Source organism: Pseudomonas salomonii (genome assembly GCF_900107155.1).
Taxonomy (GTDB): Bacteria; Pseudomonadota; Gammaproteobacteria; order Pseudomonadales; family Pseudomonadaceae; genus Aquipseudomonas; species Aquipseudomonas salomonii.
The window spans coordinates 47,231-62,553 of the sequence record NZ_FNOX01000021.1 but is presented as its reverse complement, the minus strand read 5'-3'; the positions used below and the strand labels follow the sequence as shown (position 1 = coordinate 62,553).

17 protein-coding genes are annotated in these 15,323 nt (G+C 58.9%); 9 read left to right on the top strand and 8 right to left on the bottom strand.

The features are described from left to right. Nucleotides 1-472: 472 nt before the first annotated feature. Nucleotides 473-1,672: a tyrosine--tRNA ligase gene (gene tyrS / locus BLV67_RS30785; protein WP_065912495.1), complete on the bottom strand. Its 1,200-nt coding sequence runs from the start codon at nt 1,670-1,672 to the stop codon at nt 473-475. Nucleotides 1,673-1,881: 209 nt separating this feature from the next. On the opposite strand from tyrS, the gene BLV67_RS30780 reads away from it, so the two are divergent. Next, on the top strand, nt 1,882-3,294 hold the full coding sequence (locus BLV67_RS30780; protein ID WP_065912493.1) for a peptidoglycan DD-metalloendopeptidase family protein: 1,413 nt from the start codon (nt 1,882-1,884) through the stop codon (nt 3,292-3,294). A 3-nt stretch (nt 3,295-3,297) separates the two neighbouring features. Further along, the gene (locus BLV67_RS30775; RefSeq protein WP_069786286.1) at nt 3,298-4,389 is read left to right on the top strand and encodes an anhydro-N-acetylmuramic acid kinase; all 1,092 of its coding nucleotides are present in this window, start codon (nt 3,298-3,300) and stop codon (nt 4,387-4,389) included. Between the two features lie 77 nt (nt 4,390-4,466). Here BLV67_RS30775 and erpA read toward each other — a convergent pair whose 3' ends face one another. Together erpA and argC are read right to left on the bottom strand one after the other, a co-directional pair. After that, a complete protein-coding gene (erpA, locus tag BLV67_RS30770; RefSeq protein ID WP_003176443.1) occupies nt 4,467-4,817 on the bottom strand; it encodes an iron-sulfur cluster insertion protein ErpA in 351 nt (116 codons plus the stop codon). Nucleotides 4,818-4,982: 165 nt separating this feature from the next. After that, the gene (gene argC / locus BLV67_RS30765) at nt 4,983-6,017 is read right to left on the bottom strand and encodes an N-acetyl-gamma-glutamyl-phosphate reductase (RefSeq protein WP_010206935.1); all 1,035 of its coding nucleotides are present in this window, start codon (nt 6,015-6,017) and stop codon (nt 4,983-4,985) included. Nucleotides 6,018-6,153: 136 nt separating this feature from the next. On the opposite strand from argC, the gene hemJ reads away from it, so the two are divergent. From hemJ to coq7, 6 genes are all read left to right on the top strand, one after another. Beyond that, nucleotides 6,154-6,582, top strand: a complete 429-nt coding sequence (gene hemJ / locus BLV67_RS30760) for a protoporphyrinogen oxidase HemJ (protein ID WP_017138091.1) — start codon at nt 6,154-6,156, stop codon at nt 6,580-6,582. Between the two features lie 24 nt (nt 6,583-6,606). Beyond that, a complete protein-coding gene (locus tag BLV67_RS30755; RefSeq protein ID WP_065912487.1) occupies nt 6,607-7,569 on the top strand; it encodes an NAD(P)H-dependent flavin oxidoreductase in 963 nt (320 codons plus the stop codon). Nucleotides 7,570-7,640: 71 nt separating this feature from the next. Then, entirely contained in the window at nt 7,641-8,606 is a 966-nt protein-coding gene (locus BLV67_RS30750; protein WP_069786287.1) for a DUF805 domain-containing protein, read from the top strand. A 64-nt stretch (nt 8,607-8,670) separates the two neighbouring features. Continuing rightward, a complete protein-coding gene (locus BLV67_RS30745; protein ID WP_065912484.1) occupies nt 8,671-9,459 on the top strand; it encodes an SDR family NAD(P)-dependent oxidoreductase in 789 nt (262 codons plus the stop codon). Nucleotides 9,460-9,505: 46 nt separating this feature from the next. Beyond that, entirely contained in the window at nt 9,506-9,844 is a 339-nt protein-coding gene (locus BLV67_RS30740; RefSeq protein WP_003210943.1) for a histidine triad nucleotide-binding protein, read from the top strand. Nucleotides 9,845-9,981: 137 nt separating this feature from the next. After that, nucleotides 9,982-10,629, top strand: coding sequence for a 2-polyprenyl-3-methyl-6-methoxy-1,4-benzoquinone monooxygenase (coq7, locus tag BLV67_RS30735; protein ID WP_017138087.1), 648 nt, complete (start codon nt 9,982-9,984; stop codon nt 10,627-10,629). 60 nt (nt 10,630-10,689) lie between these two features. Here coq7 and BLV67_RS30730 read toward each other — a convergent pair whose 3' ends face one another. Further along, complete coding sequence (locus BLV67_RS30730) at nt 10,690-11,112, bottom strand: OsmC family protein (protein WP_056857866.1); 423 nt, start codon at nt 11,110-11,112, stop codon at nt 10,690-10,692. A 247-nt stretch (nt 11,113-11,359) separates the two neighbouring features. Here BLV67_RS30730 and crp point away from each other — a divergent pair, with 247 nt between their 5' ends. Further along, nucleotides 11,360-12,004 (top strand): cAMP-activated global transcriptional regulator CRP, encoded by a 645-nt coding sequence (crp, locus tag BLV67_RS30725; RefSeq protein ID WP_069786288.1) that lies wholly within the window; start codon nt 11,360-11,362, stop codon nt 12,002-12,004. On the opposite strand, the gene BLV67_RS30720 is transcribed toward crp, so the two are convergent. The 4 genes from BLV67_RS30720 to BLV67_RS30705 all read right to left on the bottom strand — a co-directional run bounded on the left by BLV67_RS30720 (nt 12,001) and on the right by BLV67_RS30705 (nt 15,254). Then, nucleotides 12,001-12,696 carry a lipoate--protein ligase family protein gene (locus BLV67_RS30720; RefSeq protein ID WP_068932169.1) on the bottom strand — a complete coding sequence of 232 codons (696 nt, stop codon included), beginning with the start codon at nt 12,694-12,696 and terminating at the stop codon, nt 12,001-12,003. The genes crp and BLV67_RS30720 overlap by 4 nt on opposite strands. Before the next feature lie 72 nt (nt 12,697-12,768). Beyond that, nucleotides 12,769-13,605: an indole-3-glycerol phosphate synthase TrpC gene (gene trpC, locus BLV67_RS30715; protein WP_065929370.1), complete on the bottom strand. Its 837-nt coding sequence runs from the start codon at nt 13,603-13,605 to the stop codon at nt 12,769-12,771. Next, nucleotides 13,602-14,651: an anthranilate phosphoribosyltransferase gene (trpD, locus tag BLV67_RS30710; protein WP_065929371.1), complete on the bottom strand. Its 1,050-nt coding sequence runs from the start codon at nt 14,649-14,651 to the stop codon at nt 13,602-13,604. Before trpD ends, trpC begins: the two co-directional genes overlap by 4 nt. 9 nt (nt 14,652-14,660) lie before the next feature. Then, nucleotides 14,661-15,254, bottom strand: coding sequence for an aminodeoxychorismate/anthranilate synthase component II (locus tag BLV67_RS30705; RefSeq protein ID WP_053258301.1), 594 nt, complete (start codon nt 15,252-15,254; stop codon nt 14,661-14,663). Between the last annotated feature and the right edge of the window lie 69 nt (nt 15,255-15,323).

Sequence of the window (15,323 nt, the reverse complement as noted above, 5' to 3'; positions counted from 1 at the left end):
CCCTAAACTTGGCTCAGCAATCGTTGGTTACATCTTTGATTTCTCGCGGAGTAACTTGTGATGCTGATAATCTTGTTGACTATCAGTCTGACTCCACAAGCACCCACACGAATTGCTTGATTCAGTTGTTAAAGAGCGGTTGGTTAAGATCTTTCGTCTCAACCGAGGCGCGCATTCTACAGCAGCGTCATTTGCTGTCAAGTGATTATTTTCAGAAGCTTTCGAAGAATTCTTCAACAACTTCAACCACTTGCGCTTACGATCTCTCGTTAGCGGGAGGCGAATTCTACAGCGTTACACGCTGCTGTCAACACCTCTTTTTCAACTCCCTTTTGGCTTCGATGAACTGAAGCAACCCGCTGCCGAAAACTTCATAACTCTTTGTTTATCAAGGAGTTTTCCGTTTCGACTGCGCCGGAAGTGGGGCGAATTATAGACAGATATAATTCGCCGTCAACACCTCATTTCAGTTTTATTCGGCTTTGAGCGTAATACGCGCAAAGGCCTTCTTCCCAGCCTGGCAAACGTGGGTAGCGCCCAGCTCGTATATAAAGGAGCGATCGACAACTTCACCATCTATACGCACGCCACCGGAACCCAACAGGTCGCGCGCGACTGCGGAGTTCTTAACCAGGCCCGCCTTATTAAGCACAGCAGCAATCGGCATCGCTTCAGCCGCAGTCAATTCGATCTCCGGCAGATCGTCCGGCAGCTCGCCATCCTTCATGCGGTTACCGGCCGCGCGGTGAGCGCTGGCCGCGGCCTCTTCACCATGGAAGCGCGCAACGATCTCTTCCGCCAACTTGATCTTCACGTCACGAGGATTCGCACCCGCCTCGACGTCTGCGCGCAGCGCGTTGATCTCATCCATCGAGCGGAAGCTCAACAGCTCGAAATAACGCCACATCAACGCATCCGGAATCGATACCAGCTTGCCGTACATCACACCCGGCGCTTCCTGGATACCAACGTAGTTACCCAGGGACTTGGACATCTTCTTGACGCCATCCAACCCTTCCAGCAACGGCATGGTCAGAATGCACTGAGCTTCCTGCCCATACGCACGCTGGAGTTCACGCCCCATCAGCAGGTTGAACTTCTGGTCAGTGCCGCCCAGCTCAACGTCCGCGCGCAATGCCACCGAGTCATAGCCCTGAACCAGCGGGTAGAGGAACTCATGAATCGCGATTGGCTGATTGGTGGAGTAGCGCTTGTCGAAGTCATCACGCTCAAGCATGCGCGCCACGGTGTACTGGGAAGTCAGGCGAATAAAGTCGGCCGGCCCCATCTGATCCATCCAGGTGGAGTTGAACGCCACCTCGGTCTTGGCCGGATCGAGAATCTTGAACACCTGGGTCTTGTAGGTCTCGGCATTATCGAGAACCTGCTCACGGGTAAGCGGCGGGCGCGTTGCGCTCTTGCCGCTCGGATCACCGATCATCCCGGTGAAGTCACCTATAAGGAAGATGACCTGATGCCCCAGCTCCTGGAACTGACGCAGCTTATTAATAAGCACGGTATGACCCAGGTGCAGATCCGGCGCGGTCGGATCGAAGCCAGCCTTAATACGCAGGGGTTGGCCACGCTTGAGCTTTTCGACCAGCTCGGCCTCGACCAACAGTTCTTCCGCACCACGTTTTATCAGCGCTAGCTGCTCTTCAACCGACTTCATAACAGACCCGCAAGGCTCAGATTCAAAAGGGAACCAACCATACAAGATCAGGGACTAATTACAAGTTTTGTCCCGCGCACGGACACCGTTCAGCAAGCCCAGCGTTCGCGAGCTTGCGCCACAGATGATTTGGTTATATTTTATACAGTTATTTCATCTTCATCATGTCATTCATCTTTTCCATTTCATCTTCAAAGTCAAAATTACTTATGACCACAGAACCGTCTAAAGCGCCGCCGCTTTACCCGAAGACCCACCTGCTCGCCGCAAGTGGTATCGCCGCCCTTCTCAGCCTGGCACTCCTGGTATTCCCTTCCAGTGACGTAGAAGCCAAACGAACATCCCTGAGCCTTGACCTGGAAAGTCCAGTTGAACAACTGACACAAGATCAAGACGCTTCCGACGCGCAACAAGCCACAAACGCACCGACAGAATCCCCATTCGCACAGATAGAAAACACCCCGGAAGACACCCAACAGGCCACTCAAGAACCGCCGGCACCCGTTGCAACCAAGAATGCGCTGCACCGCGAAGTGATCGTCGCCAAGGGCGATACGCTTTCAACGCTGTTCGAAAAGGTCGGCCTGCCCGCTGCCACCGTTAATGAGGTGCTGGCCAGCGATAAACAAGCCAAGCAATTCACTCAGCTCAAGCACGGTCAGAAGCTTGAGTTCGAATTGGCTGCCGACGGCCAGCTGAAAAACCTGCACAGCAATGTCAACGACCTCGAAAGCATTAGCCTGAGCAAGGGCGCCAAAGGCTTTGCGTTCAACCGCATCACCACCAAACCGGTGACGCGCTCCGCCTACGTGCATGGCGTCATCAACAGCTCGCTGTCACAGTCGGCCGCCCGCGCCGGCTTGTCCCACAGCATGACCATGGACATGGCCAGCGTGTTTGGTTACGACATCGACTTCGCCCAGGACATCCGTCAGGGTGACGAATTCGACGTGATCTATGAGCAGAGAGTCGCCAACGGCAAAGTCGTCGGCACCGGCGCGATTCTATCGGCGCGGTTTACCAATCGCGGCAAAACCTACACCGCAGTGCGCTATACCAACAAACAAGGCAACACCAGCTACTACACCGCCGATGGCAACAGCATGCGCAAAGCCTTCATCCGTACGCCGGTGGACTTTGCCCGCATCAGTTCGCGCTTCTCCATGGGCCGCAAGCACCCGATCCTCAACAAGATCCGCGCCCACAAAGGCGTCGACTATGCTGCCCCACGCGGCACGCCCATCAAGGCTGCCGGTGACGGCAAGGTGTTGCTGGCCGGCCGCCGCGGCGGTTACGGCAATACCGTGATCATCCAGCACGGCAATACCTACCGCACCCTGTACGGCCACATGCAAGGGTTCGCCAAAGGCGTGTCGACCGGCAGCAACGTGAAGCAGGGCCAGGTCATCGGCTATATCGGCACCACAGGCCTGTCTACCGGCCCGCATTTGCACTATGAGTTCCAGGTGAACGGCGTCCACGTCGACCCTCTGGGCCAGAAGCTGCCAATGGCCGACCCGATTGCCAAGGCCGAGCGCGCGCGCTTCCTGCAGCAGAGCCAGCCACTGATGGCCCGCATGGACCAGGAGCGCTCCACCCTGCTGGCCTCGGCGAAGCGCTAAGGTATGGCGCTCTATATTGGTGTGATGTCCGGGACCAGCCTCGATGGCCTGGATATCGCCCTGATCGAACAAGACCCGGCGATCAAGTTGATCGCCACGCACTACATTCCCATGCCGGACGATCTGCGCACTGAGTTGCTGAGCCTGTGCGCCAGCGGCCCGGATGAGATCGCCCGTTCGGCTCTCGCCCAGCAACACTGGGTGACACTGGCGGCCAAAGGCGTCCATGCCTTGCTGGAACAACAAACCCTCAAGCCCCATGACATACGCGCGATCGGCAGCCACGGCCAGACGATCCGCCATGAACCTGCTCAAGGCTTTACCGTACAAATCGGCAACCCTGCCCTGCTCACCGAGCTGACGGGCATTACCGTCGTCAGTGATTTCCGCAGCCGCGATGTGGCCGCCGGCGGTCAAGGCGCGCCTTTGGTGCCTGCCTTTCACGAAGCCTTGTTCGGAGAACGTACCGGCAACCGCGCCGTGCTGAATGTCGGCGGCTTCAGCAACCTCAGCTTGATCGAGACCAACAAGCCCGTAGCCGGCTTCGACTGCGGCCCGGGCAACGTGTTGCTGGATGCATGGATCCACAATCAGCGCGGCGAGCACTTTGATCGCGATGGCCAATGGGCGGCGGCTGGCCAGGTCGAGCCTGCACTACTCAACGCTCTGCTCAGCGACCCGTTCTTCCTGACCAAAGGCCCGAAAAGCACTGGCCGCGAAGTCTTCAACCTGGGATGGCTGCAACACCACCTGGCCAGATTGCCAGCGTTCCAGCCAGAGGATGTGCAAGCGACTCTGCTTGAACTGACCGCACAGACCATCGTCGAGTCCCTGCAAGCGGCACAAACCGACACCGAAACCCTGCTGGTCTGTGGTGGCGGCGCGCATAACGCCACGCTGATGAAGCGCCTGGCAGCGTTGTTGCCGTCCACTCAGGTCAGCAGCACCGCCGCTTACGGCGTGGACCCCGATTGGGTTGAAGCCATGGCCTTCGCCTGGCTGGCCCATTGCTGCCTTGAGGGCATCGCCGCCAACCGCCCAAGTGTCACCGGCGCACGCGGGCTTCGGATATTAGGCGCGATCTACCCAGCGTAAACCTGCAGACAGCAAAACGCCGCTTGGCCTATCAAAGCCAAGCGGCGTTTTTTATTTGCTGAAGATCAGGCTACCGATCAGATCGAGAACGAAGACCCGCAACCACAGGTCGTGGTGGCATTCGGGTTCTTGATCACGAAACGCGAGCCTTCCAGACCTTCCTGGTAATCCACCTCGGCACCTGCCAGGTATTGGAAGCTCATCGGGTCCACGACCAGGCTGACGCCCTCGCGCTCGACGATGGTGTCATCGTCGGCCACATCTTCATCGAAGGTAAAACCGTACTGAAACCCTGAACAACCGCCGCCCGTAACGAATACGCGCAGCTTCAAGCGATCATTACCCTCTTCATCGACCAGGCTCTTCACCTTGTGCGCAGCACCGTGGGTGAATTGCAAAGCCGTGGGGGTGAAGGATTCAACGCTCATGCTGATAATCTCCCGGCGTAGCGCCGCCATATGCGTAATGGCGGGCATTATCCGCTTCTCCTAGAAAAGCGGTCAACTATTGTTACGGTATATCAATCTGCGCCGCCGCCATTAAAAACACAAAAGGCCCGATCAACGGGCCTTTTGCTTAACCGCCAAACAGCCTTAAGGCAGCATGCCCGCGTGGGACAGGCCCAGCTTCTCGTCCAGGCCAAACAGAATGTTCATGTTCTGCACGGCCTGGCCCGACGCGCCCTTGACCAGGTTATCGATCACCGACAACACCACCACCAAATCACCATCCTGTGGACGGTGCACGGCAATGCGGCATACGTTGGCACCGCGCACGCTACGGGTTTCCGGGTGGCTGCCGGCCGGCATCACATCGACGAACGGTTCATTGGCATAACGCTTTTCGAACAGCGCCTGCAGGTCTACCGAACGGTCGACAACAGTGGCGTAGAGCGTGGAGTGAATGCCACGAATCATCGGCGTCAGGTGCGGCACGAAGGTCAGGCCTACGTCTTTACCGGCGGCACGACGCAGCCCCTGGCGAATTTCCGGCAAGTGACGATGCCCTTTAACCGCGTAGGCCTTCATGCTTTCCGACGTCTCGGAGTACAGCGAACCTACCGCTGCACCACGGCCGGCGCCACTCACACCCGACTTGCAGTCGGCGATCAAGCGCGAAGCGTCGGCCAGACCCGCTTCCAGCAATGGCAGGAAACCCAGCTGCGTTGCGGTCGGATAGCAACCTGGCACAGCAATCAGGCGTGCCTGCTTGATTTGCTCACGATTGACTTCCGGCAGACCGTACACCGCCTCTTCCAGCAACTCAGGCGCGCCGTGTGGCTGGCCGTACCACTTGGCCCACTCATCGGCGTCCTGCAAGCGGAAGTCGGCGGACAGGTCGATGACCTTGGTACCCGCCGCCAGCAGTTCGCCGGCCAGTGCGTGCGCAACCCCGTGAGGCGTGGCGAAGAACACCACATCGCACGCTCCCAGGGTCTTGATGTCCGGGACGCTGAACGCCAGGCCGTCATAGTGGCCTCGCAGGTTCGGGTACATATCGGCCACGGCCAATCCGGCCTCGGATCGGGAAGTGATGACCACCACCTCAGCTTGCGGATGCTGAGCCAACAGACGCAGCAATTCGACACCGGTGTAACCCGTGCCGCCGACGATACCGACCTTGACCATAAACCTGCCCTCAACGAACCCACTGGAAAGCCGTCGATAATAGGGGCCGTATCGTCCTGCGACAACCGTCAACGTGACGTACAGGCGCATGAGCCACTACTATCTTCAGTTACCGTGAACCTGGGAATAACTAGAAATGCTCTATCTATGGATCAAAGCCTTCCATATCGTCAGTATCGTCTGCTGGTTTGCCGGGCTGTTTTACCTGCCACGCCTGTTCGTCTACCACGCGCAAAGTGAGGACACCGTCAGCAAAGAACGCTTCAGCGTCATGGAGCGCAAGCTGTACCGCGGCATCATGGGGCCAGCAATGATCGCTACCCTGATATTCGGCGGCTGGCTGATCTACCTCAACCCGGCCATTTTTCAATCCGGTGCCTGGATCCACGCCAAACTCACCCTGGTGGTGCTGCTGATCGGCTACCACCATATGTGCGGCGCCCAGGTAAAACGCTTCGCCCGTGGCGAAAACACCCGCAGCCATGTCTTTTATCGCTGGTTCAATGAAGTGCCGGTTCTGATATTGCTGGCTATCGTAATTTTGGTCGTGGTCAAACCGTTCTAATTTCAATTACTCGGGGAACCTCCAATGTCACTGCCCGCTTCGCTTGAACAACGTCTGCGCCTGCCCGTGGTAGCTGCGCCGATGTTCCTGATTTCCAACCCGCAACTGGTCCTGGCGTGCTGTCGCAATGGCGTGGTCGGGAGTTTCCCGGCACTCAACCAGCGCGAAAGCAGCGGTTTCAAGGCCTGGCTGGAGGAAATCGAAGCGGGCCTGGCGCAGCTGGACAACCCCGCGCCTTATGCCGTCAACCTGATCGTGCATAACAGCAACCCGAGGCTTGAGGCCGACCTGGCGATCTGCGTCGAGCACAAGGTGCCGATCGTCATTACCAGCCTGGGCGCGGTCAAGGAGCTGGTGGATGCGGTCCATAGCTACGGTGGCCTGGTGTTTCACGACGTCACCACCCGCCGGCATGCCGAGAAAGCCGCAGAGGCCGGTGTTGACGGCCTGATCGCCGTGGCAGCGGGCGCCGGAGGCCACGCCGGCACCTGGAGCCCGTTCGCGCTGATCGCCGAGATTCGCCAGTTCTTTGATAAAACCCTGCTGTTGGCCGGCTGTCTCAACCACGGGCATGAGATACTCGCCGCCCAACTGCTGGGCGCAGACCTGGCGTATTTCGGCACGCGCTTTATCGGCACCACCGAAAGCCACGCCCCGGACGCGTATAAAGAGATGCTGCTCACATCGCGCGCCGCCGACATCGTGCACACTGCTGCGGTGTCCGGCGTACCTGCAAGTTTTATGCGCCAGAGCCTGGAAAACGCCGGTTTCGATCTCGCCGCCCTGCAGGGCAAAGGCGAAATCAACTTCGGTTCCAAGCTCAAGCCGTTGAGCGATGAGGCCAAGGCCTGGAAAACCGTATGGTCAGCCGGCCAAGGTGTCGGCCAGATTGGTGATTTACCCAGCGTCGATGAACTGATTGCCCGCCTGGATGCCGAATACCGCAAGGCACGCGAGCAGGCAGCGCAACTGCGCTGGCCCCGCTGAACTGAACAGCAGGCCTGCCCACGTGTGCAGGCCTGCAAACCCTTCCCTGAACAAGTGACAAGGATGCCCGCATGAGCGACAGCCGTTTCAAGATTGTGTTTGACGGAGCCCTGCTTCCGGGTGTCGAAAGCACCACCGCCAAGCTGAACCTCGCCGAGCTGTTCAAAAGCGATGTGGCAGCCATCGAAAAGCTTTTCACCGGCCGCCCGGTCGCACTCAAGCGCGACCTTTCCCGCGCCGATGCCGAAACCTACCTTACTGCGCTGAAAAACGCCGGCGTCGATGCCCGTATCGAAGCCGAGCAGCCAGTAAGCTTCAACCTGGCCGAAACCCACGAAACCGACGCCAGCGCGCCAGACTTCTCGCGCCCGGCGGCTTCGCCCTATGCACCACCGCGTGCTGCCGTGGGTGAGTACACCGAGGAATACTCAACCCTTAAAGTGTTCACGATCCACGGGCGCATCGGCCGCTTGCGTTATCTGGCCTGGACGCTGGTATTGACCCTGGCGCTGTTGGTGGCCGGTGGCATCATCAGTACCGCAAGCTTCGCCGTGGCAACCGCCTCGCCGACTGCCGGCACCATCCTCGGGGTGCTGCTGGGCTTGGCCTTGTTTGTTGCACTGGTGTGGGTGAGCGTACAAATCGGTGTGCAACGCCTGCACGATCTGGGCTGGTCGGGCTGGCTGTACCTCCTCAACCTTGTGCCATTGGTCAACAGCGTCTTCCCGATCCTGCTGCTGGTACTGCCGGGCAACGCAGGCGCCAACCAATATGGCCCGCCGCCGCCGCGCAACTCCACAGCAGTCAAGGTGTTGGCGACCCTGTGGCTGGCGTTTATCCCGGTAATGCTCGCCATTGTGGTGACGCTGGGCATGAACGGCTACCTGAACCAACTCGAAGCGAATATGGACAGCAGCTACGAAAGCAGCTCCATCACCGCCGATGACGCCACCGATCAAAGCGTCACCGTAGATGAAGAAGAAAGCGTGCAAAGTGCTGAGGACGCAGCCGAACCTGTAGACTCTCCAGAACAGTGAAGAAACGCCCCGCCGCCTGTGATGCCTCTGTCACAGGCTCGGCGGCGTTGCGATGGAGAAAGGCATGACCCGTTACGCTCTGATCACCGGCGCCTCCAGCGGCATCGGCCTGGCTTTGGCCGAAGCACTGGCCCGTCGCGGCCGCAGCTTGATTCTGGTGGCCCGCCAGCGTGATCAGTTGGAAAGCATTGCTATTGAATTGACTCAGCGTTTCGGCGTCGAGGTGCTGTTTCGTGCCTGCGACCTGGGCGAACCTCTGCGTTTGTCCGGGTTCCTGCTGGAACTTGAAGAAGGCGAGCGGCAGATCGACCTGTTGGTCAATTGCGCCGGCATGGGCACCAGTGGGCCGTTCCTCGCCCAGGACTGGATGACCGAGCAAGACCTGATCGAAGTCAACATCCTGGCCCTCACCCGCATGTGCCACGCCCTTGGCAACGCCATGGCGCTGCATGGCGGTGGGCAGATTCTCAACGTAGCCTCGGTCGCAGCCTTTCAACCCGGCCCCTGGATGAGCAGCTATTACGCCAGCAAGGCGTATGTGCTGCACTTCTCCGAAGGCCTGCGCGAAGAGTTGAAGACCTGCGGAATCAAGGTCTCGGTGCTGTGCCCCGGCCCCACGCGCACGGCATTCTTCGGCACCGCGCAAATGGACACTGCCAAGCTCGAGCGCAGCAATCAACTGATGAGCCCGGAAGAGGTGGCGCTCTACACCGTGCGCGCGCTGGAAAAGAACAAAGCCATCATTATTCCTGGGCGACGCAACCGCTGGCTGGCCTTCAGCCCGCGCTTGAGCCCACGCTGGCTGACCCGCAAGATTGCCGGCGCCATCAACAAGGCCTATTGCCCGCGCTGACGGCCTAGGTACACTCGTTCTGCACTTACATAATGGAGAAACAGCTGTGGATACTCTGTTCACCAAGATCATCAACAGAGAAATACCTGCGAAGATCATCTATGAAGATGACCAAGTCCTCGCCTTCCACGATATTGCCCCAATGGCACCCGTGCATTTTCTGGTCATTCCGAAAAAGCCGATCCGTACCCTCAACGACCTCACCGAAGAAGACAAAGCCCTCGCTGGCCATATTCTGTTCACCGCTCAGCGGCTGGCGGTAGAGCAAGGCTGCGAGAAGGGTTTTCGCGTGGTGATGAACTGCAACGAGGATGGCGGGCAGACTGTTTATCACATCCATATGCACGTGTTGGGTCAGCGCCAGATGAACTGGCCGCCGGGCTGATTGTTGCGGGGAGTTTGCGACGGCTACGCCGTCGGACGGGAGCAAGCTCCCTCGCCACAGGGGCAAATTGACACAGCACAAACGCATCGCCTTCTCTTGCGGTAAACTGGCCGCCGAGATTCTTCCCGGAGGTCAGCATGACTACCCAACGTCACTACTCGCCGATTGACCGTCTGTTGCTGCAAGCCGACATGGCCATGCGCACACTGCTGCCCTTCAGCGGCCAACCGTACCGGCCTTCGCCCGCCATCGTGCAACCCGATGCGCAGATGAGCGAGACCGACACCCGCCACGTCGCCGGTCTGATGCGCATCAACCACACCGGTGAAGTCTGTGCCCAGGCGCTGTACCAAGGCCAGGCGCTGACCGCCAAGCTGCCGCAGGTACGCGCAGCGATGGAACATGCGGCCGAAGAAGAAATCGACCACCTGGCCTGGTGCGAGCAGCGCATTCGCCAACTCGGCAGCCATCCCAGCGTGCTCAACCCGCTGTTTTACGGTTTGTCGTTCGGTATCGGCGCCGCTGCCGGCCTGATCAGCGACAAGGTCAGCCTCGGGTTTGTCGCCGCAACCGAACATCAGGTGTGCAAACACCTGGATGAACACCTGGAGCAACTGCCGGCCGAAGATGAAAAGTCGCGGGCGATTCTTGAGCAAATGCGCATTGATGAAGAACACCACGCAGAAAGCGCACTGGATGCAGGCGGCTTCCGCTTCCCGGCGCCGGTGAGGTTCGGCATGAGCGTATTGGCCAAGGTCATGACCAAAAGCACCTATCGAATCTAAAAAACAGCCGCACGAAAAAGGGCGCCCTCAAGGGCGCCCTTTTTTATTGGCGACTCGCAATCAACCCAGCTCGATAATCTCGTAATCATGGGTGATGGCCACACCGGCGGCGCCGAGCATGATCGATGCCGAGCAATACTTCTCGGCCGACAGCTCGATGGCACGCTTGACCTGAGCTTCCTTCAACGCCCGGCCTTTGACCACAAAATGCATGTGGATCCTGGTAAACACCTTGGGGTCTTCAGTGGCGCGCTCGGCTTCCAGGAAGGCTTCGCAGCTTTCGACGGCCTGGCGGGACTTTTTCAAGATGCTGACCACATCGAAATTGCTGCAACCGCCGACACCGAGCAGGAGCATTTCCATCGGGCGTACACCCAGGTTACGGCCACCGGCGTCCGGAGGGCCATCCATAACCACTACATGGCCACTGCCCGACTCACCGAGAAACATGGCCTCGCCCGCCCATTGGATGCGTGCCTTCATCGCCCAGACTCCACTGCTAAAAAAGGGTCGCCAGCTTAGCACAGGGTCTTGAAACCGCAGCGCCCAGCATGAAAACGATCAATGAAAACGTTTGCCCGCTAAATTCCTTAATCGAGGCAGAATGTGTCTGTTAAGCTGGCGCCAATTCAATGGCGTATTGCCATCCTTTTTGCAGCGTGTATCAATGCCATTACCGCTGGATAAAAATAATTCCAACCACACCGTGCAGTCTTTTCGGGATACAACCATGGTTGCTCTTGCTCCCACACCCAAGATCAAGAACCTCGACAAATTGTTGATGCACTGCCAGCGCCGGCGTTACCCGGTTAAGCACAACATCATTTGCGCGGGCGAACGCTCCGAAACACTGTTCTTCATTATCAAGGGTTCGGTCACCATCCTGATCGAAGATGAAGACGGCCGCGAAATGATCATCGCGTACCTCAATACCGGGGATTTCTTCGGTGAGCTGGGGCTGTTTGAACAAGCGGGCAAAGAGCAGGAGCGCAGTGCCTGGGTGCGGGCCAAGGTGGAATGCGAAGTTGCCGAGATCAGCTATGCCAAGTTTCGCGAACTGGTCCAGCATGATCCCGACATCCTCTACGCCTTGAGCGGGCAGATTGCCCAACGCCTGCGCGACACCACGCGCAAAGTGGGTGACCTGGCGTTCTTTGATGTCACCGGCCGCGTGGCCCGCTGCTTGCTGGAACTGTGCAAACAGCCCGACGCCATGACTCACCCGGACGGCATGCAGATCAAGGTCACGCGCCAGGAGATCAGACGCATCGTCGGGTGCTCGCGGGAAATGGTCGGTCGTGTGCTCAAGGACCTGGAAGAACGCAACCTGGTACACGTCAAAGGCAAGACGATGGTGGTGTTCGGTACGCGTTAAGCGGGCAGGAGTCCGGCCAGCATCTGACGGTACAACGCGTCCAATCGGGTGATGGCATCCGGTGCGGGAAAGGCTTCGTGTAGCGCGATATGGCTGTCGGCACGCACCCGCTGGTCGAGGCCGCAGGCTTGATTGAAGCGATTGACCGCCGCAATCAATTCCTCACGGTCGTTATCCAGCAACAATGCACCGTGCACCAAACCCACCGGGCGGCCGCCGCTTTGCCGCCAACGCTGGGCAGTACCAACCATCTTTCGGCCGTTAAGGTTGACGTTGTAGCGACCGTCGCAGAAGGCGCCGTCGATTTCGCCAACAGAAGCGTCACCGCCCAACTCAATCAGCAAATCACAGATCGGCTGGCACAAACGCTGATAGCCGGTTTCGATGCGGCCCTGATCGCCCTCGCTACGCGGTGGCGCGTAAACCAGTGCGATATTGACCGTGGCGGCCGACTGCGGCACCGGCTCTCCGCCGGTTTCGCGCAGCAACACCGGCCAACCGGCAGCAGCCGAAACTTGGCTGGCAGCGTCAAAAGCCGGCAAGCGGCTCAAACGGCGCGGCATCACCAAAGCCTGATCATTTGGCTGCCAGAACAGTAGCCCGAATGCCTGTTCACCGGCGCAAACGGCCGCCAGCAAGTCTTGCTCGGCGGCAAGCCCTGCTTCAACTGTCATCGACACCGGCTCAATCATCGAACACCTGTCATCTGAACAAACACCAAACCAGATGTGGGAGCTGGCTTCCACATTTTTACCGTATTCAAGTCAGTCGAGGGTCGAACCGCTCACCGCCACACCACGCTCCGGGAAGAACAGGCGCTGCAATTCCGCCCCTGGGTTCTCGGCGCGCATAAAGGTCTCACCCACCAGGAATGAAAACACACCGCTGATTTCCATCAGCTCTACGTCGGCGCGGTTGACGATGCCGCTCTCGGTAATCACCAAGCGGTCACGCGGAATACGCGGCAACAGGTCCAGGGTATTTTCCAGGCTGACTTCAAAGGTGTGCAGGTTACGGTTGTTAACCCCCACCAGCGGTGTGTCGAGGGTTTTCAGCGCACGCTCCAGCTCATCACCGTCGTGTACTTCCACCAGTACGTCAAGGCCGACGCTTTTGGCCACGGCCGCCAGTTCGGCCATCTTCACGTCATCCAGCGCGGAGACGATCAGCAGCACGCAATCGGCGCCCAAGGCACGGGCCTCGACGATCTGGTACGGGTCAACCATGAAATCCTTGCGGATCACCGGCAACTTGCACGCCGCGCGGGCTTGTTGCAGGAACAGGTCGGAACCCTGGAAGAAGTCGATATCGGTCAATACGGACAGGCAAGTTGCGCCGCCCTTCTCATAGCTCTTGGCAATGTCTTCAGGAATGAAAACTTCGCGAATCACGCCCTTGCTGGGCGAAGCTTTCTTGATCTCGGCAATGACGGCAGGCTGCTTTTCCTTAGCCTGCTTGATCAGCGCATTGGCAAAGCCGCGCGGCGCGTCGGCAATTTTCGCCTGGGCCTCAAGCTCAGCCAGGCTCACACGGGCGCGGCGCTCGGCGACTTCTTCAGCCTTGCGCGCGAGGATTTTTTCCAGAACGGTCGGGACACTCATCCTTCATTCTCCATTTTGAACACAGCAGTAAAGGCTCCAAGCTCTTCGAGCTTTTCGCGAGCCAGACCGGTGTGCAGCGCATCGTGGGCCAAAGCGACACCTTCCTTAAGGCTATAGGCATGGTCCGCCGCGTAAAGTGCCGCGCCAGCATTCAGAACAATCATTTCTGCGGCTTTTTGACCGTTTTCCGTCTTGCGGCGCCCCAAGGCATCACGGATCAACTCCAGCGAGGCCGCCGGGCTTTCCACCGCCAAGCCATGCAGGCTTTGGCTTTTCATGCCGAGGTCTTCGGGCTCGACCCAATATTCGGTGACCTGGTCATTTTTCAGCTCCGCCACGAAGGTCGGCGCTGCCAGGCTGAATTCGTCCAGGCCATCTTTGGAATGCACCACCAGCACGTGCTTGCTGCCCAGACGCTGCAGCACTTCAGCCAACGGCCGGCACAGCGCCTGGCTGAACACACCGACCACCTGATGTTTCACCCCAGCCGGATTCGTAAGCGGGCCGAGCATGTTGAACAGGGTGCGCAGGCCAAGATCCTTACGCGGGCCGGCGGCGTGTTTCATGGCGCCATGGTGGGACTGGGCAAACATGAAGCCAATGCCCACGCTGTCGATGCAGCGCGCCACTTGCACCGGCGTCAGGTTCAGATAAATCCCGGCCGCCTCCAGCAAGTCGGCGCTGCCGCTTTTACCCGACACCGCGCGGTTACCGTGTTTGGCCACCGTGCAACCGGCTGCCGCCACCACAAAGGAGGAAGCCGTCGACACGTTGAAAATATTCGCACCGTCGCCGCCGGTACCGACCACATCGACCACGCCGTCGAGGGTCTTGAGCTCAACCTTGTCGGCCAGCTCACGCATCACCGACACCGCGCCGACGATTTCGTCGATGCTCTCGCTCTTCATACGCATCGCCATCATGAACGCGCCGATCTGTGCGTCAGTGCATTGGCCGGTCATGATCTCGCGCATCACATCGCTCATTTCAGCGGTGCTCAGGTCCAGATGGCCGACGATACGGCCCAGGGCAGTCTTGATATCCATGGAAAGTCCTTAGCGCGTGCCGCCGCTCTGCTTGAGAAAGTTAGCGAACAGCTCGTAGCCCTGCTCGGTCAGGATTGATTCGGGGTGAAATTGCACCCCTTCGATATTCAGTGTTTTGTGGCGCAGGCCCATGATCTCGTCGACCGAGCCGTCTTCCAGCTGGGTCCAGGCGGTCAGTTCCAGGCACTCGGGCAGGGTTTCACGCTTGACCACCAACGAGTGGTAGCGGGTGACCGTCACCGGCAGGTTAAGGCCATGGAAAACGCCGAGGTCTTTATGGAACACCGGGCTGGTCTTGCCGTGCATCACCTGGCGTGCACGCACCACGTCGCCCCCAAACGCCTGGCCGATGGACTGGTGACCCAGGCACACGCCCAGGATCGGCAATTTACCGGCGAAATACTGGATGGCTTCCAGCGAGATGCCCGCTTCAGTCGGCGTGCAGGGGCCAGGCGAAACCACGATGCGCTCCGGGTTCAGAGCGGCGATTTCGGCGACCGTCAGCTCGTCGTTGCGCACCACCTTGACCTCGGCACCCAGCTCGCCCAGGTACTGCACAACGTTGTAGGTAAAGGAATCGTAGTTATCAATCATCAGCAACATGTGGGTTCAAACCTCTTGAATTCACTGATTTCGAATGACCGCCTTCCAAGAGCGTGTCCCGCTGCCAGA